The organism is Cupriavidus sp. 05L310 (genome assembly GCF_056398185.1).
This window is the reverse complement of the sequence record NZ_JBFTOX010000097.1, coordinates 1-21835: the sequence shown is the minus strand read 5'-3', so window position 1 is coordinate 21835 and position 21835 is coordinate 1. Positions and strand designations below refer to the sequence as shown.

Genomic DNA, 21835 nt, shown 5'->3' with positions numbered 1-21835 from the left:
AAACAGCCAGCGCAAGCAGGGCGGCGGCCGCTCGAACCTCGTCACCTGTCAAGTGTCCTCGGCGCAAAATGCGATTTTATTTGGCGGCTTATCTTGGGTGGATTGGGGTGCGGTCTGGATGTACCGGGCTGCCAGCGGTACAGTGAATGTGCCATTACCAGTTGAACCTGCCTTCCACTGATTCTTATTGCCCGCGGCGCTGGAATCCGGGCCATATTTGATCACCGTGGTCCCATTTAAAACCTGAATGCCAACGCCGGATGCGGTGGAGTCCTTGGTAAGGGACAGGGTATCTGAAACATTACTCGGATCGGTCTGATCGGTCAGCGTTGTATAGATATTTGTCTTTGTGCCGGTATCTCCGCCAGAGCACTGCAGCACGATATCAAAAGACTGGTTTGGTGACGTCTTTCCGACACCGCTAAAGACGTTTACATTCACGTCTCGAAGACGGACCGCAATCGATGGCGTCGATACCTTGCATGTCGGGATAGTTGGCTGTATTACGACGCTGCCCCCCCAAGAGTAGGTGGCATAATCACCGTCATAGTACCAGTGCGCAAACATTCCTGACAATATCCCGCCGCCGGTAATTGAGCCTGTCTTTATAAGTTCAACGGACAACGTATGGTTTACCATTCCTCCCGACTCGATTACGCAGACGCCTGGGAAATATTGCGTCCAACACATTTGCTGGCCGATTACCGGGTCACTCATCTTGAAACGATATGAAATACCGGGTATGCCAGTCTCGTAAAGATTGTTGCCCAGATAGGGTTTTGATCCTGTGATGCCAAATCTAGTGAGCCCTTTCGGACACCAGCGGGCGCCATTAATTGAGCTGGTACTACGAAACTGCGTCTGAATACCTCTACTCCACAGTACCGTCCCTACCGGGACCGTTGGATCGAAAGCGATTGTCGACGGCGGTGCCATAAGCGTCGTGTAAGGACACGCTAGTTGGGCTTGCGCTATTGAAGGTATTGCATTCAACACAATGGCTATGCTAAAAAATGCAAAAATCCGGATCAGCTTTTTCATCATTCCAGCAAATAGGTAGGGTGCATGCACCGTGCGGCAGAGGCTTCACCGCCGGGATCTCGGTCTTTGCCGCCGGTTAGCTGTGGAGGTGGCCGGGCACGATTTTGCGCGGCCCTTCGGGACAAGAGGCAGGCACGCGCTTGAAAGGCCGCTTGGCTGCGGCCTTGACGCGACGCGATGGTTTCGTAGCTGACAACCACGCCGCGCTCTAGCAGCATCGCTTCGATATCGCGCAGGCTCGACGGAAAGCGGAAATGCCAACGCACTGCGCAACGGATAACCGCCGCGGGGAAGGGGCGACCGTGACAGAGCGATTTGGCTTTCTTCATCGCACCATCCTACTGGACCGCCTCGGTAACGTGGCTGTGCCCCCTCCTTTTTTGGATATTGCCCCCCCTTAAAAGGACCTGTTTGGCGATACCCCGCCAATGGCGGGCCAGGCGGCGATGCGTGCGGTCGGAATGATCTCGAATGGCACGCGTGAACGTGGGAGCCGGATGCGCGGCCTCTCCGCTATTGCGTCATCAACACCTCAACGTGACAGCGCCGCCGCCGTGCGCTTCGGCGCGGCGCCCGGCATGCTGGCCGGCCTTGCGCCGTCGTTCTTCCTCCTTCCCGGAAAGTTGTACCAGCGGACCCGCTTGTACTATAATGCGAACAATTCTCATTTAAGCCAATCGATGTTTGGCCGCGCCAGACCCGTCATCATCAGGAATGCAGCATGGCTGCCGCCGAATCCGCTCTCCAGCAGCACGTCAACACCCTCTACAGCGAGCACAACCGCTGGCTCCAGGGATGGCTGCGCCGCAAGCTGGGCAACGCCTGCGATGCGGCCGACCTGGCGCAGGACGTATTTCTCCGCCTGCTCCACCGGCAGCCCGCCGATATCCGGGAGCCGCGCACCTACCTGAGCACGATCGCGCGCGGGCTGGTCATCGAGCACTGGCGGCGCCGGGAGCTGGAGCTGGCCTGGCTGGAGACGCTGGCGCAGTTGCCGCCGGCCCACGCGCCGTCGCCCGAGAGCCGGATGGTCTTCCTGGAAACCCTGATCGCCATCGACCGCGTCCTGGATGCGCTCAAGCCGCAGGTGCGCGCGGCATTCCTGTGGGCCCAGCTGGAAGGGCTGACGTGCCGGCAGATCGCGGAGCGCCTCGGGGTGTCGCTGGCGACCGCCGAACGCCATGTCGCGGCGGCGCTGCGGCATTGCTACGCCTTACGCTTCGGTGACTGATCCCGCCAGCCCGGCGGGGAAATCGCCCGCGCCCGACCCCCCGATTCCCGCTCGCATCGTCGACCAGGCCATCACCTGGACGATCCAGCTCGACTTCGGCGAGCCCACCGCCAGCACGCGCGAGGCGTTTGCGCAGTGGCTCGCCGCGGACCCGCTGCACGCGCTTGCCTGGCAACGGGTGCAGGCGCTGCGGGACGATTTCTCCGGCATGCCGCCGACGCTTGCCCTGGATACGCTGCAAAACGCCGGCGCGCGGCGCGGCGCCAGCGGGCTGAGGCGCCGGCAGGCGCTGAAGGTGCTGGCGCTGGCCGGTATCTCGGTGGTGGCCGTGCAGGGCGTGCGCGAACTGGCGCCATGGCAGCGCCTGCTTGCCGATGCGAGCACCGCGACCGGCGAACAGCGCACCGTGCGGCTGGACGATGGCAGCACCATCGTGCTCAACACCGATACCGCCATCAGTACCGGGCTGGGCGGCGAGCGCCGCCTGATCACATTGCGGCGCGGCGAGATCCTGGTCACCACGGGACATGACGATCGCTTTGCCGCCGCCAGCGGGGCGGCGCGGCCGTTCTGGGTGCAAACGCCGTTCGGCAGCCTGCGCGCGCTGGGCACCCGCTTCGTGGTCCGCATCGGGGACGGGCGCGCCCGGGTCAGCGTGCAGGAGGGCGCCGTCGCCTTGTATCCGTCGACGGGGGGAACCGGGGACGTGGCCCAGGCGGGTACGAGCTGGTGGCTGGCCAGTGGCGGCAGTGCGCCGGCACCGGCGCAGACCTTCGAGGCGGACGGCTGGGCCAGTGGCGTCATCGCCGGCAAGGACATGCGCCTGGCCGACGTGCTGGCCGAGCTTGCGCGTTATCGCATGGGCCGCATCGTCTGCGATCCGCGCGTGGCGGACCTGCGCATCTCCGGGGCCTATCACCTGCGCGACACCGATCAGACGCTGCGTTTCCTGGCGCAGTCGCAGCCGGTTGCCGTCGTCTACCGCACGCGCTTCTGGGTCACGGTGGGGCCCGCCGCAGGCAGCTAAGCGCCATGCCAGCCATGCAAGAAAAAGAATTCAGGAAAATTTGAGGGGATTTTGATTCTCGACCGGCCTACTGCGTAGGAACTTCAAACACCACGCTGCCGGAGAAGAGAATCAGATGTCTGCAACACGCCATGCCACTGCCACTGCCACCGTCATTGCCACAGCGCGCCCACCCCGGCTCAAGCCGTTCGCGGTCGCGCTGCACCACGCCTTCGTCTGCCTTGCGTTGGGCGCGAGCATGGCGCCGCTCGCAGTGAGGGCGCAATCGCAGGCTGCGGCCCAGGACACCACGGCCACGCTGCCGGCGGTGACCGTCACCGCCGCCACCGAAGCGCCGGGCGAGCTGCCGCCGGCCTATGCGGGCGGCCAGGTGGCGCGCGGCGGCCGCCTCGGGCTGCTGGGCAACAAAGGCGTGATGGACACGCCGTTCGCCGTCACCAACTACACCGCCCAGCGGATCGAGGACCAGCAGGCCGTCACGCTGGCCGAGGTACTGAACAGCGATCCTTCCGTCCGCTTTACCGGCCAGGTCGGCGGCGTGACCGACTCCTTCTTTATCCGCGGCTTTCCGATCAACGAGGGCAACCTGTCCGAGATCGCGTTCGACGGCGTCTATGGCGTTTCGCCGAACTACCACCTGTTCACCGAGTACCTGGAGCGGGTCGAGGTGCTGAAGGGGCCAGCCGCCTTGCTGTACGGCATGTCGCCCAACAGCGGCGTGGGCGGCGTGGTCAACGTCGTGCCCAAGCGGGCGCTGGCGCAGGACCTGACGCGCTTTACCCTCGACTACGCCTCCGATGCGCAGGTGGGCGGCGCGGTCGACCTGAGCCGCCGCTTCGGCAGCGAGCGGGAGTGGGGCATCCGTTTCAACGGCCTGCACCGCCAGGGACCGACCGCGCTCGACAACCAGAAGTCGCGCGCCGAAGTGGCGGCGTTGTCCCTGGACTATCACGGCGATCGCCTGCGTGCGTCGCTCGACGTGATCGAGCAATACCAGTGGGTCGATGCGCCGACGCGTCCCTTCCTGGTCGCGGCCGGCTTGCAGGTGCCATCCGCGCCGGACGGCCGGCGCAATGTCAGCCAGCCCTGGGGCTGGTGGAAGTCCAACGATGTCTCGACGCTGCTGCACGCGGAATACGATGTCACCGACAATGTGACCGTATTCGCCGATGCCGGCGGTACCCGCTCCGATGTGGCGCGCCTGTCCGACCAGACGCCGACCATTCTGAATCCGGCTGGCGCCACCTCGTCGGCCGTGCAGAACTGGAAGTTCCAGGTCAACCGGTCGAGCTTCGATACCGGCGTCAGGAGCAGGTTCGAGACCGGCCCCGTCAGGCACGCACTGGCGCTGCAGGCGAACCTGTATATGGACCGTATCGCCAATGCCAATGTCTCCGGCATGCCCGTCACGTCGAACATCTACGCGCCGATCGACCGCCCGGCGCAGGACATCGCCTCGCCGCAGCGGGTGCCCAAGGTCTCCGACTCCACGCTGTCGGGCCTGTCGCTGGCCGACACCCTGAGCGTGCTCGACGACCGCGTGCAGTTGACCCTTGGCTTGCGCTACCAGCAGGTCAGGTCGAACAACTACGCCGCCACCGGCGCAAAGACGTCCGCATACGACGAGAGCGCCGTCACGCCGCTGGCCGGCATCGTCTACAAGCCCTGGCAAAACGTGTCGCTGTATGCGAACTACGTCGAGGGGCTGAGCAAGGGCGACATCGCACCGGCCACGGCGTCGAACGCGGGGCAGGTCTTCGCGCCGTACAAGACCAAGCAGCAGGAGGTCGGCGTCAAGTACGACTCGGGCAAGGTGATGGCGACGCTGGCGGCGTTCCGCATGACCAAGCCGAGCGGCCAGCTGTTCGGCACGGTCTACGCCATCGATAGCGAGCAACGCAACCAGGGGCTGGAGCTGACGCTGTCGGGCCAGGCCTACAAGGGCGTGCGCCTGCTCGGCGGCGTGACCCTGCTCGACGGGGAACTGACCAGGACCAACAGCGCGGCCACGCGCGGCAACCGTCCGGTGGGCGTGCCTGCCGTGATGGCTAACCTGGGCACGGAATGGGACCTGCCGTGGGTGCCCGGCCTGACCCTGACGGGGGCGGTCAACTACACCGGCAGCGAATACGTCAACCAGGCGAACACGCAGCAGGTGCCGTCGTGGACCACGGTCGACCTGGGCGCGCGCTACAAGACATCGCTGTACGGCAAATCCACCACCTTCCGCGCGGGTTTGTTCAATGCCTTCAACCGCAAGTACTGGTCGGGGGTGGCGTCGTACGGCACGATTTCGCTGGGCGCGCCGCGTACCTTCATGGCGTCCATGAGTGTGGACTTCTAAGCCGTTGCGCGTCCGATACCGCGCGCTTGCCGGCGCTCTCGCCTGTATTGCACTGTGGGTGGCCATGCCGTCGCCCACCGCGCGCGCGCAGGCGCCGGGCGCTGGCCAGGCGCGGTCCTTCGCCATCGCGCCCGGCCCGCTCCATGCGGTGCTCAACCGCTTCGCCAGTGCCGCCGGCATCGATCTTTCCTACGATGCCGCGCTGCTCGGCGCAGCCCGGAGCCCGGGATTGCAAGGCAGCCATACGGTGCCCGAGGGGCTGAAGACGCTGCTGGCGGGCACCGGGCTGGATGCGGTGGCGTTGCCGGGCGGCGGCTTCGCCGTGCGCAAGGCGCGGGAGGGCGCTCGCACCGAGGCCGTGCCGGTGCTGCCCGCCGTGACCATCACCAGTACGTCCCCAGCCGCGGGCGAATTGCCGCAGCCCTTCGCGGACGGGCAGCTCGCGCGCGGCGTCCGGCTGGGGATGCTCGGCAACACGGACATCATGGACGCGCCGTTCAGCGTCACCAGCTACACCGCCAGGGCGATCGAAGACCAGCAGGCGCGCACGGTAGGCGATGTGCTGGCCAACGATGCGTCGGTGCGCTTTGTCAGCCAGCCCGGCGGCATCCTGGATGCCTTCACGATCCGCGGCTTTCCCGTGGGCAACGGCAACTTCGGGGAAATCGCCTTCGACGGCCTGTATGGCGTCGCCTCCAACTACCGGGTGTCGACCGGCTATGTCGAGCGCGTCGAACTGATCAAGGGCCCGACCGCCATGCTGATCGGCATGGCGCCGAGCGGGAGCGTCGGCGGGGGCATCAACATCGTCCCCAAGCGGGCCACCGCGGAGGACCTGACGCAGGTCACGGCCGACTACGCCGCGGCGTCGCAGCTTGGCGGCAACGTTGACCTGAGCCGGCGGCTTGGCGCCGGGCGCCAGTTCGGCATCCGCCTTAACGGGAGCTATCGGGCGGGTGATACCAGCCTGGACAACCAGTCGCGCAATGCCGGGGCCGGCGCGCTGGCGCTGGATTACCAGGGCGAGCGCTTGCGCGCGACACTGGATTTCATCGGCCAGCGGGAGAGGATCAACGCGCCGTCGCGGCTCCTGCACATTGTCCCCGGCATCGCCGTACCCGGCGCACCGGATGGCCGGCGCAATATCACGCAGCCCTGGGAGCACTCCAGCATCCGCGACCAGTCGCTGCTGTTGCGGGCGGAGTACGACATCAGCGACAAGCTGGCCTGGTTCGTGGACGGTGGCGGTGGCCGCACCCGGGTTGCCAGGCTCTTTGCCATCACGCCCACCATTGTCAACGAGGCCGGCGATGTTGCCGTGTCGGACACGAACTACAAGTTCAACGTTGCCCGGGCCACGGCGGATACCGGCCTGCGGGCCCGCTTCGATACCGGGCCGGTCAGCCATCGCCTGAGCCTGGTCGTCAGCGGCTATCGGGACCAGCTTGAGCGAGGCTTCAATCATGCGTCCACGAGCGCGCTGACCAACCTTTACCATCCGCTATCCCTGCCCGCGCAGTACATCCTGGAGCCCGCCAGCGTACCGAAGGTGTCCGAGACGCGGCTGAACGGCGTGGCCGTGGCCGATACGCTGTCGCTGCTGGACAAGCGGTTGCAGGCGACGCTGGGCGTGCGTTACCAGCTGGTCAGGTCGGAGAATTTCGGCACGGCCGGCGCCGTCACGTCGCGCTATGACGAGGGGGCAGTGACACCGATGCTCGGCCTGGTGGTGAAGCCCTGGCAGCACGTCTCCCTGTACGCCAACCGCATCGAAGGACTGAGCAAGGGCGACACGGCGCCCTCCAGCGCCAGCAATGCGGGCGAGGTATTCGCGCCCTACAAGTCGACCCAGTATGAAGCCGGCGTCAAGCTGGAGCGGGGAGGCATGATCGCGACTGTCAGCGCGTTCCAGATCACCAAACCGGGTGGCCAGATGTCCGGCACGCTGTTCACCGCCAGCGGCGAGCAGCGCAACCGTGGGCTGGAGTTCGGCCTGTACGGCGAGGCGGCGGCAGGGGTGCGGCTGCTCGTCAGCGCCGCCGTGCTCGACGCCAGGCTCACCCGGACCGGCAGCGCCGATACGGAGGGCAAGACCGCCGCCGGCGCGCCCCGGCTGCAAGCCAATCTTGGCGCCGAATGGGATGCCGCGTTCGCGCCGGGCCTGACGCTGAGCGGCAGCCTGGTCTACACCGGGCGCCAGTATGTGGACCAGGCCAATACGCAGCGCATTCCGCAGTGGACCCGCGTGGATCTCGGCGCGCGCTACCAGACCACGCTGGCTCGCCGGCAGACCACCTTGCGGCTTAATGTCCGCAACGTCTTCGACCAGCGCTACTGGGCCGCGGTCGATGCATTCGGCGGCGTGGCGATTGGCGAGCCGCGAACGCTGCTGTTGTCGGCGACGATGCGTTTCTGAGGCACGGCGCCGCCGGTTCCCGGAATCAGGCGGGGGACCCCATCGCGGATTGCAGATAGTTTTGCAGGCCGACCTTTGCCACCAGCTCGATTTGCGTCTGGAGCCAGTCAATGTGCTCTTCGGTGTCATCCAGAATCCCGACGACTATCTCGCGCGACACGTAATCGCCCACGGATTCGAAGTACTTGATGGCTTCCTTGCAGCTGGCTTGGGAAACAAGTTCCAGTTTCAGGTCGCAACCCAGCATTTCCTCGGTGTTCTCTCCCAGCAGCAGTTTGTCGAGATCCTGCAGGTTCGGCAGCCCGTCGAGCATCAGGATGCGTTCGATGAGCTTGTCGGCATGCTTCATCTCTTCGATCGACTCGGCGTACTCGTGCTTGCCCAGCGCGCTCAAGCCCCAGTGTCCGTACATGCGGGCGTGCAGGAAATACTGGTTAATCGCTGTCAATTCGTGCTTGAGCTGGCCATTGAGAAGCTGAAGAACCTTCTTGTCGGTTTTCATGGTATTGATTCCCAATTACATTATTTATAAAACCAGTCATTGGATAAAAAATAATAATTTTATTGTTTGAAAAGGCAAGGAGTGAATTATGTATTTTTGTCCGCATTGTAATTGCTAATTGTTTTGATTTTCATTTGGCGGATGAGGGGGGCTTCGGGTGGCGTGTGCTGCATTTTCGGTCCCGGCTGGCGAGAGGCCGCGAGGGCGGGGTTTGTCTTTTGATAAGGATAGATGCCTTGCCAGCGGCTTGTTCGGGGCCGTAGTCGGATTGCCAGTGACCGGCTTGCGGGGCAAGGCAGGCGCGCTGCATGGCCAGTAGCGGCTCGTCGAACACCTCCTCGACGCGGTGGCAGCCGGTCTGGCCGTGCATGCCCGAGCTACTGGACGGTGATTGTCTCCTTCATATTCGGGTGTATGCCGCAGAAGATCTTGTAGACCCCCGGTTTGTCGAACCTGAACTTGAAGGTGTCGTTTTGATCGAGCGCGCCGGAGCGGAACAGGCCGGCGTCGTCGACAATCGTGTGCGGTTCGCCATCGAGATTTTTCCAGGTCACGGTCGAGCCGGCTTTGATCGTGAGCGACATCGGCGAGAACATGAAATTCTTCACAACGATGACATGGGTCTCCTGCGCTTGCGCGACGGAGAAGCCGGGAACCGATGCCGCCATGAGCATCCCGGCCCCGAGGGGGACGACGAGGGCGCGTCGAAGTAGAGTCGTTAGCATGATTTGGGTCCTGGTAGGTGAACAGTGCCTGGCAAGTCAGGCGAGCGTCGTGTCGGCAAGCGTCGCCTGGAACGGGTGGCGCATGATCTTGATGCTGGTCACGCCGAGCATCCTGGGAAGCTGATCGCCCGGGACTGTCAGCGGCATGGGTCCGGGGCCGTTGCCGGCCGTCGGTTGCGGGTAGGCTGTCGAGCGCGCCGTGTGGAAGGTGATATTGCCTTCCACCTTTGAGACGATCTGGTGGATATGGCCGTTCAGGACAGTGACCGAACCGAAACGCTTCAGATAACCCATCGCCTCGCCGGCATCGCCGGTGCCCCACCCCCACGGTTGATAGATCGTCCACATCGGCATGTGCGCGAAGACGACGATCGGCGTGCTGGACGAACGGCCCTTCAGGTCGGCTTGCAGCCAGGCGATCTGGTCGTCGCCCAGTCCCCCCAAACCGTTCGGCTTGAAATGCATCACGTTGACCAGGCCGATAAAGTGGACGCCACTGTGGTCGAAGCTGTAGTAGCCCCTGTTGCCGGAGGCATGGCCGAAACGCTTGAAGTACTCTGTCCCGGGCCCATCGGTGACATCATGCTCGCCGGGCACGGTATGCAACTCGGTGATATTCAGCCCCGACATTAATTGGGCCGCGTGGTCGAATTCCTCGGCCTTGGAAAGATGCGTAATGTCGCCCGTGTGAATCGTCAGCGCAGGCTTGACCGGCATGGCATTGACGAAGTCAATCGTCTGCCTGAGCGTACCAGCGACGTCGGGATTGGCTTCCTTGTTGAAGCCGATATGCGTGTCGCTGATCTGCAGGAAAAGAGGGATGCCCGCGGCAGCCGGCTGACCCTTCCCCGAGGCGGAAAGGGCCAGTTCCACCGGCGCGAGAACGCCGCCGGCTAGGACAAAGACGGTGCCCGCGCCACCGAAAGCGAGACACTTCAACGCGCCGCGGCGCGACGGATTGGATGGATGATCTGACGACATATTGCCCTCACGAGACAGGTTCGAGAGGCAGACCGCCGGACCATCCGACGGCCCCCCCCCGATTGGGTTCATGAGGAAGACCGCCGGGCCATCCGTTTTATTCCGCCGTTTTGTTCCACCGTGAGCACCGCGCCGCGCAGGCTAGGAAGCCGGATGCGCGCGCAGGTCCGTGATGAAGTCGTTCAGTTCCGCTTCGCCGGCATCGGTGATCGCCCAGTAATTCATGCCCGCGGCACTCCAGTGGGCGAGGTGATAGCCCTGCTGCGCATAGATGCGAGGCGTGGCGCCCGCGTCGTTGCCCGGCCACACATAGAGATTGATCGGGTGCAGCTTGTAGTGATAGACCATCACGGCGACCGCCCGCCCGTTCAGGTAATCCAGCCGCCCGCCGACCAGCGGATACCCCTGCTGCACAAGATCGACCACAGGTGGCGCAAAGTCCAGCTTGCCGTCAAACCACGGCTTGACCGTATGCCGGTCGGTTGAAATCACATCGGAGAGGTGATTGACCTGCAACGAGCGAATATGGTTATCCACGAGTTCCTGGGTCAGGCGCGTCTCGCTCGATGGCACCGAGAGGTACAGCCCCACGCTCCAGGTCAACGCGACCACACTCATCAGCATCGCGCCAGCCGGCGCCCAGGCCAGCGGCCCGCCGCCGCTCCACCGGCCGAATCGCTCACCCAGCCGCTGCCAGAGCGTGCGGCGCGCCGGCAGCGCAGCCTTGATGCGTTTCACCAGTTCCCGCGGCGCCTCTACACGCAAATCCGCCTGCCGCAGCTGCGCACTCACCTGGCGGTGTTGTGCATAGACCTGCTGGCACTGTTCGCAGTCAGCAAGATGGCGCTCGAATTCGAGCGCTTCGGACAGGCTCAACTCCTGGTCGAGATAGCCCGGCAGTAATTCAAATGCCTGTTTGTGATCCATCACGCCTCCTGATCCGTCGGGGCGAGCAGCGCCGCGAGTTGCTGGCGGCCTCGGCCCAGGCGAGACATCACCGTGCCTATCGGGATGCCCACGATGGTGGCGATTTCCTTGTACGACAAGTCTTCCAGTTCCCGCAACACGACAACTTCCCGGTATTCCAGCCGTAAGCCCTGCAACGCCTTATGCACCCGCTTCTGGCTCTGGCTGCGTATGAGCATCGCTTCGGGACTGACGTCATGGTCAGCGGCACTCATCTCAAGGCTGTGCATGTCTTCCTCGAACATCATGGTTTCCGCTGCATGCCCCCGGTTCTGCTGATGCCAGGTGTAGAAGGTGTTGCGCACAATGCTCAATAGCCATGCACGGGCATCCTCGCCGCGGAATCCGCCAAAAAACCGGAACGCGCGCAGGTACGCCTCCTGCACCACGTCCTGGGCATCCTGGTCGTTATGCGTCAGCCATCGCGCGACATTGAAAGCCGAGTTCATATGAGGCAATACAAGCGTCTCGAAGCGCTGCGCGGTGTCTGGATCGGCCATTGTGAAGTTTCTGCTGTAACCGCAATCCGTGACCGGCAGTGAGTTAACAACAGGACCGCCGGCATGCCATTTTTATTCCCGGAACCGCCGCCTGAATCGGATCCCGTGTTGATTCGGCATAGGAAGTGCCGGTCGTGTGATCGGTACGCCTCCTATGTCCGTCTTCTTCCCGGGCAGCCAGTTCCGCACCACCGACGATCCGCGCGCGCGTCGCAAGCGGATGACTGCGTGCAGAAGCGGGAATATCCGGCGACGGAACGGCGTCTACTCATTGTTGTGTATCAAAGGGAAGGAAAGTGCAACTTATCCGCCATGCGGTAGCGACCCGGCTCGCCGCCTCTCTCTATGGCTTCGAACCGAACGATGAACGTATCGTGATCCTGCTGATCACCAGCGGCACGCAAGGCTTGCAGATTGCATTGCTCGCCCCGGGCGTAATGATGCCAACGGCATTCCAAAACTTGAACTGGTCTCGATTCATGATCCCATCCGATCAGGATTGGTACGAAACAAAAAGTCGTTCAATTTCCCTGCCAGCCGTATCCTCTTTCGAGAAACCGTGTGCGACCTGCGCCCGCAATCAAGGGGTGGGCCTCGTCTGCGCGGTCTGGTTTTCACCGGTCTGTGCTGCCTGGTTTCCACTCATCAGCGCACTCCTCTGCGCTTGATGTTTGGCTTCCAGTCTTTGTTCCGCCGCTTGAATGTCGGCGGGGTAGTTACTATCCCCGCCTTGGGAAGGGTTGTAACCGACCGACTCCAATTCCTCGAGTTCATGCCGCACTTCCGCACGAGTGACTTGATGCGTGCCGGGTTCGGGCGACGTTTGCGCGTATACACAAGCTGAGGTTGCCATCAACGCAGCGCTCACGATGAGCGAACCGCGCATGGGCAGGAAAAAAAGCCGATTCAGCGAATTCGATTTCATGTCAATACTCCTTGGTTGTTCGAGCGAGGGATGCCGCAGTCGATTCGACTGCGCAGCATGACGCTCTGCATGGGTTAACCGCGGAGCCAGTCTCCTTATTCCCCAATTTCTTTCGCGGAAAAAACGCATCCGTGGCGCATCCGTGGCATCAGCGATAGGAGGACACAGGAGCACGAACCGGGGCACGGGAATTTCCCTTGGCCGGCAGCCGCGTCAACAACTGGAGCGGGAATAAAACGGGTGGCTGCGCGGTTCTACAAATGCACGGCGAACGAGTTCTCGGGATGGATCAATATCCCGGAAACCGGAAGCGAGTTGCGTGCCCGGGCGTAGCCTTCACGGCGATGCGCTTTGGAAGCTATCCCTACTGTAATTGGAGATCGTCATGAAAATCCTGATTTCGGCCGCTGTCGCGGCATTGGCTTCGTTCGCAGCGCTGGCCCAGTCACCCAGCATCCCCGCAACCTCTGACAGCAACACCCATATCGCCGGGCCGCGCGATCCCTACACGGATGGCGCGAAAGCAGGCAGGTACGACGTCTATTCCGACGGCGCAAGAATCACGGATCGGCGCGATCCGTTCACCGACGGCGCGCACGGCTAAGACGCTGCCAGAACCGCAGGCGGCATGAATGAAAAGAGAAAGGGCGGGGCTGCGGCCCGCCCTTGTCGCGCCAGAGCCCGGAAATTGCCAAGGCCCTCAGGCGCCTGCACTACCCATTGGAAGTGATGCTAACCTAGCGTGCGCTCGGCAGTGTCAGCGCTTGGTGGCAAGCGCCGCCGCATCGGGATGCGTGGAGGTAGAGCATGTCACACTTTCCCTATCTTCAAAGGTTGCGGCCGGCGGGTGTGCGATCGGTCCGCCTGACCACCGGACTGGTGCTGTTTACCTACGTGGGTACGCATCTCCTGAATCACTCGCTGGGGAATATCTCGCTCGCCTGGCTGGAGCGTGGCCTGCTTGTGCAGAAGTTCATCTGGCAGGGATGGCTTGGAACGGCAGTGCTGTACAGCGCGCTGGTGACGCATTTCTTCCTGGGTTTGTGGGCGCTGTACGAACGGCGCTCGTTGCATTGGACGCCGGGCGAGGTGGCGCAGCTCGTCCTCGGCTTGTGCATACCGCCGCTGCTGGCCAACCATGTCGCGAATACGCGGATCGCCTTTGCCGCGTTTGACCTGAACAAGGGTTATGCGCAGTTGCTGTACTCGTTCTGGATCGCTTCACCGTTCTTCGGCCGTGTGCAGCTGATGCTCCTGGTGGTTGCCTGGCTGCATGGGTGTTACGGCCTCTGGTTCTGGTTGCGCTTGAAACCATGGTTTGGTGCGTGGCGAAGCGTGCTGCTGAGCGTTGCCGTGCTGCTTCCGGTGCTTGCGCTGCTAGGCTTCTTGCAAGGCGGACGGGAAGTGATCGCGCTCGCGCAGGATCCCGTCTGGCGCGCCGCGGCGACCCGCCCGGCGATCATCGGAACGGATTTGCAAAATCTCTGGCTCGCCGAGCTGCGCAACGATTTCTTGCTCTTCGATGGGGGTGCGCTGCTGCTGGTGCTCTCAGCGCGGCTGGTGCGCATGGTGCGGGAGCGCAAGGTCGGGCGGCTCTGCATCATGTATCCGGACGGGCGAAAGGTATTCGCGCCGCTTGGATTCTCGGTGCTGGAGGCTAGCCGCATGGCCGGCGTTCCCCATGCCAGCACCTGCGGTGGCCGCGCCCGATGTACGTTGTGCCGGGTGCGCGTGCTCAGCGCTGTGCCGCTGCCCGCGCCGGCCGAGGCGGAGCGGCGTGTTCTGGAGCGGCTGGGAGCGGATTCGCAGACAGTGCGCCTCGCCTGCCAGTTGCGGCCGACCCATGCGCTCTCCGTGTGGCCACTGGTGCCTCCGGCCGCCTCCACGGCCTTCCTGCAGCGGCGCCAGCGGGACGTCATGCCGCAAGAGCGATTCGCGGCGTTCATGTTCGTGGATATGCGGGATTCCACAAAGCTTGCGGCGGCACAACTGCCGTTCGACAGCATCTTCATGGTCAGCCGCTTCCTGAGTGCGGTCTGCGCCGCGGTGGTCCAGGCGGGCGGTCTGCCAAACCAGTTCCTGGGAGACGCGGTGCTCGCGATCTTTGGCTTGCACAGCGAGCCGGCCGTGGCCTGTCGTCAGGCGCTCAGCGCGGTGCCGCTGGTCGCAGCCAATATTGACGAACTCAACGCCGCTCTCAAGCAGGAGTTGCAGACGCCAATCCGCTTTGGCATTGGATTGCATTGCGGCCGGGCCGTCATGGGCGAGATTGGTTTCCGCGAGCATGTCACGTTCACGGCGATTGGCGACCCGTTAAACGTGGCCTCGAGACTTGAACAGTTGACAAAAGAGATCGCTTGCGAGGCGATCGTCTCGGAACAGGTCTTCCAGCACGCCGGCGTTTCGGCCGCAGGCTTGCCGCAGCTTGCCGCACGCCTGCGAGGCCGCGATGAGCCGGTGCCCGTCCGCGTGCTGTCCAAGGCGGCGGAGATGCCCCGGGCCTGACAATGCCTTCCACGCCACGCCCGCTGCGGCGGTGCTGGAACTAGCTCAGCGACGAATCGACCCACACTAAAGCCGGATGAACCCGTAGCGTGGCTGGCGCCGGCCCGAGGGCGATGCAAGGCCGGTCATCGCATCACGCCCGATGACCGGCCGGCTTCCCACTTACTGCACGTTACCTGCCACGGCGATGGTCTGGCCGGTGATGTAGTTCGAGTCCGGCGAGCAGAACAGGTACACGCCGCCAGCGGCTTCCTCCGGGGTGCCCCCACGGCCGAGCGGGTTGCGCTGGGCGTGCGCCTTCAGCAGTTCCGGATTCAGGCCGACGCGGATGTCGCGGCCCTCGATATTCACAGTCGCGCCGGCCTTGGCGTCGGCCGACGTCATGCGGGTGTGGATCAGGCCGAATGCCACGGCGTTCACATTGACATTGAAACGGCCCCATTCGCGGGCGAGCGCGCGGGTCATGCCGATCACGCCGGACTTGGCGCCGGAGTAGTTCAGCTGGCCGGCATTGCCGTTCAGGGCCGAGGTCGACGAGATGTTGACGATCTTGCGGTACACCTCGCGGCCGGCTTCCTTGTCGGCGGCGTGCAGTGCCTTGATGTGCGGATAGGCGGCGCGGATGATGCGGAAGGGCGCGGTCATGTGGCAGTCCAGGATGGCGTACCACTGCTCGTCGCTCATTTTCTGCACCACGTCGTCCCAGGTGAAGCCGGCGTTGTTGACGAGGATGTCGATGCTCTTGAAGTGGCTCATCGCCGTGTTGATGAAGCGATCGGCGAAGTCCGGCGCGGACACGTTGCCCACGCAGGCCACGGCCTCGACGCCCATCGCCTTCAGTTCTTCCACGGTCTGGTGCGCCGGTTCGGCGTCCAGGTCGTTGATCACCAGGCGCGCGCCTTCGCTGGCCAGGCGCCTGGCAATCGCGTTGCCGATACCACGGCCGGAACCGGTGACCAGTGCCACCTTGCCGTCAAGTGTTCCCATGTCTTATCTCCTGAATTTGTGAATTTACTGAATTTGCTGAACTTGCTTGGGGTTACAGGGCGACGACCGCGTCGCCCAGGATCTTGGTTTCGCCATATTGGTTGGCGGTCTGGATTTCCAGCTTGATGCGCTTCTCGCCGTTCACTTCCAGCTTTTCCACCACGTGGCCGCTGCAGGTGATGCGGTGGCCGAGATGCGTGATGCCGACAAAGCGCACGCCGAATTGGCGCAACTGCCGCTGGTCAACCCACAGCGTGAGCAGGCGGCCCAGATAGGCCATCGACAGCATCCCGTGCGCGAACACGTCGGGCATGCCGGCCTTGCGCGCGAAGTCGGTATCGATATGGATCGCGTTGTGATCGTTCGAGGCGCCGGCAAACAGCGCCAGCGTGGTGCGGTTGATCGGCTCCAGCGTCAGCGGGGGCAGGGTGTCGCCGACCTGGATCTGCTCAAAGCTCAAATTGCTCGGATTGCTCAAATTGCTCGGATTGCTCGGATTGCTCATTGGGGGTCTCCGGTTCAGCCGTTGCGCTGCACGAGTACGCTGCGCAGGTCGGCCACATGTTCGCCGTCCTGGTTGGTCACGCGTGTCTCGCGTACCACGAAGTCCAGCGCGCCGCCTTTCTTCTCGTAGATGTCGGTGATGCGCGTTTGCAGGTGCAGCGTGTCCCCCGCATAGGCCATGCGGTGGTAGGTGAAGGACTGTTCGCCGTGCAGGATGCGCTCGACCTTGATGCCGAGTTCGTCGCGCCAGGCGCTGGGCGGCTGCACCAGTTCCAGCGAAAAGAGGAAGGTGGGCGGCAGCGGCAGGCCGGGGTGGCCGGCGTCGCGCGCGGCGGCTTCGTCGAGATAGATCGCCCTGGTCTCGCCGGTGGCCTTGGCGAAGAAGCGCAACTGGCTGGCGGCGGCGGTGGTGCGGAAATCCGCGATCACCTTGCCGATGAATTTCTTGTCAATCATGGGAAAGACTCCGTCGGGTAGCGTTCGGTAATCAGCGCAATCAGGCGTGCTTCTTGTAGACCGTGACAACGCACGCGCCGCCCAGCCCCAGGTTGTGCGCCAGCGCCACCTTTGTGCCCTCGACCTGGCGCTGCTCCGCCGTGCCGCGGATCTGGTGCGTCAGCTCGTAGCACTGGGCCAGGCCCGTGGCGCCGAGCGGGTGGCCCTTGGACAGCAGGCCGCCGGACGGGTTGACGACCCAGCGGCCGCCGTAGGTGTTGTCGCCGTCGTTGACCAGCTTCTCCGCGCCGCCTTCTTCGCACAGGCCCAGGCCTTCGTAGGTCAGCAGTTCGTTCTGCGCGAAGCAGTCGTGCAGCTCGATCACATCCACGTCCTCGGGGCCGATGCCGGCCTGCTCATAGACGCTTTGCGATGCCGAGCGCGTCATGTCGAAACCGACCACGCGGATCATGTCCTTGCTGTCGTAGGTGCTGGGGGTGTCGGTGGTCAGTGCCTGGCCGGCGATCAGCACGTCGGTGCGCAGGCCGCGCTTGCGGGCGAATTCTTCCGAGACCACGATGGCGGCGGCGCCGCCGCAGGTCGGGGGGCAGGCCATCAGGCGCGTCAGCACGCCATCCCATAGCATCGGCGAGGCCAGCACGTCTTCCGGCGTGACGATGTTGCGGAACACAGCGAGCGGGTTGCGCGCGGCATGCTGGCTGGCCTTGGCGCGGATCTTGGCGAAGGTCTCCAGCCTGGTGCCGTACTTGGTCATGTGCGCACGGCCCGCGCCGGCGAACTGGCGGATGGCGCTGGGCAGGTCGGTACGGTCGACCAGTTCGTTGACCAGGTTCAGCGCGCGCTCCAGCGCCGGTGCGCGGTCGCTCCACTTGGAGCTGAGCGCGCCCGGCTGCATGAACTCGAAGCCCACCGCCAGCGCGCAGTCCACCGCGCCGCTCTGCACCGCCTGGCGTGCCAGGAACAGTGCCGACGAGCCGGTGGCGCAGTTGTTGTTGACATTGATGACCGGGATGCCGGTCATGCCCGCATGGTAAAGCGCCTTCTGGCCGCAGGTGGAATCGCCATAGACGTAGCCGGCGTAAGCCTGCTGCACGTCGGCGTAATCGATGCCCGCATCCTCCAGCGCCTGGCGCACCGCGTGCGCGCCCATCATGTCATAGGTTTCGCTGGTGCCCGGCTTCTTGAACGGGATCATGCCGACGCCGGCGACGAATACTTTACGAGTCATGTCATTCTTCCTTCGGATTGCGGTGGTGTTTACGATGGCGATATGAATTACATCTTTCGCGAGATCAGGTCGCGCATGACCTCGCTGGTGCCGCCGTAGATCCGCGTGACGCGGGAGTCGGCAAAGGCGCGCGCCACCGGGTACTCCAGCATGTAGCCGTAGCCGCCGTGCAGCTGCACCATTTCGTCCAGTGCCTTGCCCAGGGCTTCCGTGGCATAGAGCTTGGCGATGGCGGCTTCTTCCAGCGTCAGGCGGCGGCGCACGTGCTCGGCGAGGTAATGATCCACCATCAGGCGCACGGCCACGGCTTGCGCCTTGATGTCAGCCAGCTTGAACTTGGTGTTCTGGAAGTCCCACACGGTCTGGTTGAAGGCCTTGCGTTCCTTCACATAGTTGATGGTGTGTTCCAGGCAGACTTCCAGCTTGGCGGCGGCGCTCACGGCGATGCTCAGGCGCTCCTGCGGCAGTTCGCCCATCAGGTAGGCGAAGCCCTTGCCTTCCTCGCCCAGGCGGTTGCCCACCGGCACGCGCACGTTGTCGAAGAAGAGTTCGGCGGTGTCCTGCGCGTGCTGGCCCACCTTGTCGAGCTTGCGGCCGCGGCGGAAGCCTTCGCGGTCGGCTTCCACCATGATCAGGCTGACTCCCTTGGAGCCGGCGCTGGGATCGGTCTTGCACACCATGATGATCAGGTCGGCATTCAGGCCGTTGCTGATGAAGGTCTTGCTGCCGTTGATCACGTATTCGTCGCCCTCGCGCACGGCGGTGGTACGCACGGCCTTGAGGTCGCTGCCGGTGCCCGGTTCGGTCATGCCGATGGCAAGGATGGCCTCGCCGGAGCAGACCCTGGGCAGCCAGCGTTGCTTCTGTTCCTCGCTGCCGATGCGGTTGATATACGGGGCAATGATGTCGGAGTGCACGCCAAAGCCGGGGCCGCTGACGCCGGCGCGCGCGACTTCCTCGTTGAAGATCGCGCAGTGGCCGAAGTCGCCGCCGCCGCCGCCGTACTCGGTCGGCAGCGTGATGCACAGCAGGCCCTCGCGGCCGGCCTTGAGCCAGGTTTCACGGTCGACCACGCCAGCCTTGTCCCAGGCGGCCTGGCGGGGAACGCATTCGCGTTCGAGGAAGCGGCGCACGGTGGTGCGGAACATTTCGTGGTCGTCGCGGAAGACGGTCCGGGTGACTTGCATGTGAAGCTCCGATAGAAAGGGTGAGGGCGTTGGTCCGCTCTTAGCGTACGCAGGCGACGTGTGCCGCGGGTTCGGGGTGGAATAGCTGATCGACCAGGTGCGCGCGGCGCGCGCGGGTGGTTGCCTGGTTGACGTAGCCCTTTTCGGCCATCTCGTTGGCGTCGATCGAAGGCGGCTCGGCCATCAGCAGCACGCGCCGCACGCTCAGGCTGGCGCCGTCCTTGCCCTGGGCGCGCAGGCGTTCGCATAGCGCATTCACCACCAGCGGGTGCTGCACCAGCGCTGCGGCGTCCAGTTCGGCCAGCTCCGGGGCCAGCGCACGGCAGGCGGCGAGGTTGGGCCAGGCCAGCGCGGCGAGGTAGTCGTGATCGTGGCCGCAGATGACGGCATCGGTAATCAGCGGCGCGCATCGATCGATCAGCGCCAGGCGCACGGCGCCGGTGCGGACCCAGGTGCCGTTGGCCAGCTTGAAGTCCTCGACCACGCGCCCGGCGAACACCAGGCCGCGGGCCGGATCGGCGGGATCGGCCAGGCGCACGGCGTCGCCCAGGCAGAAATAGCCCTCATCGTCGAAGGCCGCGGCGGTGAGGTCGGGGCGCTTGACGTAGCCGGAGAAAACGAAGGGGCCGCGCATGCGGATCTCGAAACGCCCGTCGCCACCGTCCAGCGGCACCAGCTTGATCTCGGCACCGGGCATCGGCACGCCGACATTGCCGACGCCGTCGGTGGCCCAGCCGCAGTACACGCCCATGGCGGTGGTTTCCGTGGAGCCCAGGCCGGAGCAGAAGACAATGTGTTCGCCCACCGTCTGTTCGGCCACGCGCTGGATGCGCTGCAACACGTCGCCCGGCAGGCTGGCGCCGCCATAGCCGAAGCTGACCGCATTGGCGAGCAGGCTGCGCGCCAGCACCGGGTCGCGTTCGAGTTCAGTGACCAGCGCGCTCCACGCGGACGGCACGCTGTTGAACATGGTGGGCGAGACTTCGCGCAGGTTGCGCACGGTGCGCTGGAACAGGCCGGGCAGGGGGCGGCCATCGTCAATGTAATGCGTGGCGCCCAGCACGATGGCGCGCGCGAAGTTGGTCACGCCGCCCAGGCCATGGTGCCAGGGCAGCCAGTCGAGGAACACCGGCTGCCGCTCGATCAGGGCGGCGAGGTTCTCCGCGTGATAGGCAGTCACCGCGTTGAGATTGCTGTAGGCGGTGGCCACGCCCTTGGGGACACCGGTGGAACCCGAAGTAAACAGCACGCGCACCGTGTCCGTGGGACGGATGGCGGCGTGCGCGCTGGCCAGCGCGGCCAGCCGCGCCGGCGTCAGCTCGGTGGCTGCCAGGCTGCTCCAGGCGTGCTGGCCGGCTGCCGCGCCTTCCACGGCGATAACCGCCGCCTTGTAGCCTTCCAGGGCCGCGATGGCACGCTCGAAGGGCGCGGCCGATTGCACGAACAGTGCCGCGGGCGGCACCAGTTCAGCTACGCCCTTCAGACGGGCGAAATCGCGGCTGATGGTGGAGTAGGCGGGCGACACCGCGGCGGCGGGCACGCCTACGTACTCGGCGGCAAGCAGCACGACGGCCTGCTCGATGGAGTTGCCGGAAAGCAGCATCAGCGGACGGTCTTGTCCGAGGCCGAGTTCCAGCAGCGCGGCGCCCACGGCCTGTACCTGGTGCCACAGTTCGGTCCAGGTGATTGTGCGCCATGCGCCCTGCGCGTCGCGCTCGCGGAATGCGGCGTTGGTGCCGCGGCGCTCTGCCCAGTAGGGCAGGAAGTCGGCCATGCCTTGCTGGGGGATCTTGGTCGGCGGCGTGGCGCAGCGCAGCAGAAGCGTGCCGTCGGGGCGGCGCTCGATTAGGGTGCGGCGCTTGGGGAAGCAGACCGGGCGGTAGGGGTGATCGGTGGCGGCTGGCGGGTGCGCGGCCGTTGGGGTGTTCATTGGGGCTGTCTCCTGGGCTGGATGCGGGTGGGGCGCGTCAGCWGGTTGTTTTTTTGGGGTCCCGGGGGGTGGGTTTTGGTATGGCGTTACGGTAACGCTAAGAGGGGGTGGGATATAACCACCCGCGTTAGGTGGCTTTGCTTTTTTGGGGCCGCGTGTGGGGGGAACCGTTGTGTTTGCCGGGGGGTGGGGTTTTTGGGGGGGCGGCGTTGGTTTTTGCACCCAAGTGCGTACGACATCCCCCTGCGGGGGACGCCGGTCACTCTTCTTTGCCTCGGCAAAGAAGACTAACGAGAAGAAAGCCGACCCTGCCGGGGGCAGAGCAATCGCGGGTGCGCAGGGTGCTGGTTTCGTCGTATGGGCAGCGGTTCTGCTGGTAT

At 64.4% G+C, this 21835-nt stretch carries 19 protein-coding genes and 1 pseudogene; 6 read left to right on the top strand and 14 right to left on the bottom strand.

All coding sequences use genetic code 11. The features are described from left to right. Window positions 1-48 precede the first annotated feature (48 nt). Together AC1DS6_RS40325 and AC1DS6_RS40320 are read right to left on the bottom strand one after the other, a co-directional pair. Window positions 49-1041, bottom strand: a complete 993-nt coding sequence (locus AC1DS6_RS40325; protein WP_477104593.1) for a fimbrial protein — start codon at window positions 1039-1041, stop codon at window positions 49-51. Between the two features lie 79 nt (window positions 1042-1120). Next, window positions 1121-1370: pseudogene (locus AC1DS6_RS40320) on the bottom strand (IS6 family transposase); the annotation flags it as partial. Between the two features lie 392 nt (window positions 1371-1762). On the opposite strand from AC1DS6_RS40320, the gene AC1DS6_RS40315 reads away from it, so the two are divergent. The 4 genes from AC1DS6_RS40315 (at window position 1763) to AC1DS6_RS40300 (ending at window position 8059) form a co-directional block, all read left to right on the top strand. Continuing rightward, a complete protein-coding gene (locus AC1DS6_RS40315) occupies window positions 1763-2272 on the top strand; it encodes a sigma-70 family RNA polymerase sigma factor (RefSeq protein WP_441633524.1) in 510 nt (169 codons plus the stop codon). After that, on the top strand, window positions 2223-3299 hold the full coding sequence (locus AC1DS6_RS40310) for a FecR domain-containing protein (RefSeq protein ID WP_477104592.1): 1077 nt from the start codon (window positions 2223-2225) through the stop codon (window positions 3297-3299). Before AC1DS6_RS40315 ends, AC1DS6_RS40310 begins: the two co-directional genes overlap by 50 nt. A 115-nt stretch (window positions 3300-3414) precedes the next feature. Then, complete coding sequence (locus AC1DS6_RS40305; protein ID WP_441633520.1) at window positions 3415-5643, top strand: TonB-dependent receptor; 2229 nt, start codon at window positions 3415-3417, stop codon at window positions 5641-5643. Between the two features lie 484 nt (window positions 5644-6127). After that, on the top strand, window positions 6128-8059 hold the full coding sequence (locus AC1DS6_RS40300; protein WP_441633553.1) for a TonB-dependent receptor: 1932 nt from the start codon (window positions 6128-6130) through the stop codon (window positions 8057-8059). A 25-nt stretch (window positions 8060-8084) separates the two neighbouring features. On the opposite strand, the gene bfr is transcribed toward AC1DS6_RS40300, so the two are convergent. The 6 genes from bfr to AC1DS6_RS40270 form a co-directional block, all read right to left on the bottom strand. Continuing rightward, a complete protein-coding gene (bfr, locus tag AC1DS6_RS40295) occupies window positions 8085-8561 on the bottom strand; it encodes a bacterioferritin (protein WP_276288369.1) in 477 nt (158 codons plus the stop codon). 377 nt (window positions 8562-8938) lie between these two features. Beyond that, window positions 8939-9286, bottom strand: a complete 348-nt coding sequence (locus tag AC1DS6_RS40290; RefSeq protein WP_441633518.1) for a cupredoxin domain-containing protein — start codon at window positions 9284-9286, stop codon at window positions 8939-8941. Between the two features lie 36 nt (window positions 9287-9322). Then, window positions 9323-10267, bottom strand: a complete 945-nt coding sequence (locus AC1DS6_RS40285) for a metallophosphoesterase family protein (protein ID WP_477104594.1) — start codon at window positions 10265-10267, stop codon at window positions 9323-9325. 141 nt (window positions 10268-10408) lie between these two features. Next, complete coding sequence (locus AC1DS6_RS40280; protein ID WP_441633514.1) at window positions 10409-11194, bottom strand: anti-sigma factor family protein; 786 nt, start codon at window positions 11192-11194, stop codon at window positions 10409-10411. Beyond that, a complete protein-coding gene (locus tag AC1DS6_RS40275) occupies window positions 11194-11733 on the bottom strand; it encodes a sigma-70 family RNA polymerase sigma factor (RefSeq protein ID WP_441633512.1) in 540 nt (179 codons plus the stop codon). Before AC1DS6_RS40275 ends, AC1DS6_RS40280 begins: the two co-directional genes overlap by 1 nt. A 580-nt stretch (window positions 11734-12313) precedes the next feature. Continuing rightward, window positions 12314-12658 carry a DUF4148 domain-containing protein gene (locus AC1DS6_RS40270; RefSeq protein ID WP_441633510.1) on the bottom strand — a complete coding sequence of 115 codons (345 nt, stop codon included), beginning with the start codon at window positions 12656-12658 and terminating at the stop codon, window positions 12314-12316. 385 nt (window positions 12659-13043) lie between these two features. Between AC1DS6_RS40270 and AC1DS6_RS40265 the strand changes: the two genes are divergently transcribed. Beyond that, window positions 13044-13262 (top strand): hypothetical protein, encoded by a 219-nt coding sequence (locus tag AC1DS6_RS40265; RefSeq protein ID WP_045242673.1) that lies wholly within the window; start codon window positions 13044-13046, stop codon window positions 13260-13262. Between the two features lie 359 nt (window positions 13263-13621). Then, a complete protein-coding gene (locus AC1DS6_RS40260) occupies window positions 13622-15163 on the top strand; it encodes an adenylate/guanylate cyclase domain-containing protein (RefSeq protein ID WP_477104591.1) in 1542 nt (513 codons plus the stop codon). Window positions 15164-15325: 162 nt separating this feature from the next. Here the strand turns inward: AC1DS6_RS40260 and AC1DS6_RS40255 are convergent, their stop codons facing one another. The 6 genes from AC1DS6_RS40255 to AC1DS6_RS40230 are packed head-to-tail and all read right to left on the bottom strand — an operon-like array spanning window position 15326 to window position 21455. Next, a complete protein-coding gene (locus tag AC1DS6_RS40255) occupies window positions 15326-16150 on the bottom strand; it encodes an SDR family NAD(P)-dependent oxidoreductase (protein ID WP_441633506.1) in 825 nt (274 codons plus the stop codon). A gap of 52 nt (window positions 16151-16202) precedes the next feature. After that, window positions 16203-16655 (bottom strand): MaoC family dehydratase, encoded by a 453-nt coding sequence (locus AC1DS6_RS40250; protein ID WP_441633504.1) that lies wholly within the window; start codon window positions 16653-16655, stop codon window positions 16203-16205. Between the two features lie 14 nt (window positions 16656-16669). Continuing rightward, window positions 16670-17110 carry a MaoC family dehydratase N-terminal domain-containing protein gene (locus AC1DS6_RS40245; RefSeq protein ID WP_441633502.1) on the bottom strand — a complete coding sequence of 147 codons (441 nt, stop codon included), beginning with the start codon at window positions 17108-17110 and terminating at the stop codon, window positions 16670-16672. A gap of 40 nt (window positions 17111-17150) precedes the next feature. Further along, entirely contained in the window at window positions 17151-18338 is a 1188-nt protein-coding gene (locus AC1DS6_RS40240) for a lipid-transfer protein (protein WP_441633500.1), read from the bottom strand. Window positions 18339-18385: 47 nt separating this feature from the next. Further along, window positions 18386-19525 carry an acyl-CoA dehydrogenase family protein gene (locus AC1DS6_RS40235; RefSeq protein WP_441633498.1) on the bottom strand — a complete coding sequence of 380 codons (1140 nt, stop codon included), beginning with the start codon at window positions 19523-19525 and terminating at the stop codon, window positions 18386-18388. A 40-nt stretch (window positions 19526-19565) separates the two neighbouring features. Further along, complete coding sequence (locus AC1DS6_RS40230; protein ID WP_441633496.1) at window positions 19566-21455, bottom strand: feruloyl-CoA synthase; 1890 nt, start codon at window positions 21453-21455, stop codon at window positions 19566-19568. Between the last annotated feature and the right edge of the window lie 380 nt (window positions 21456-21835).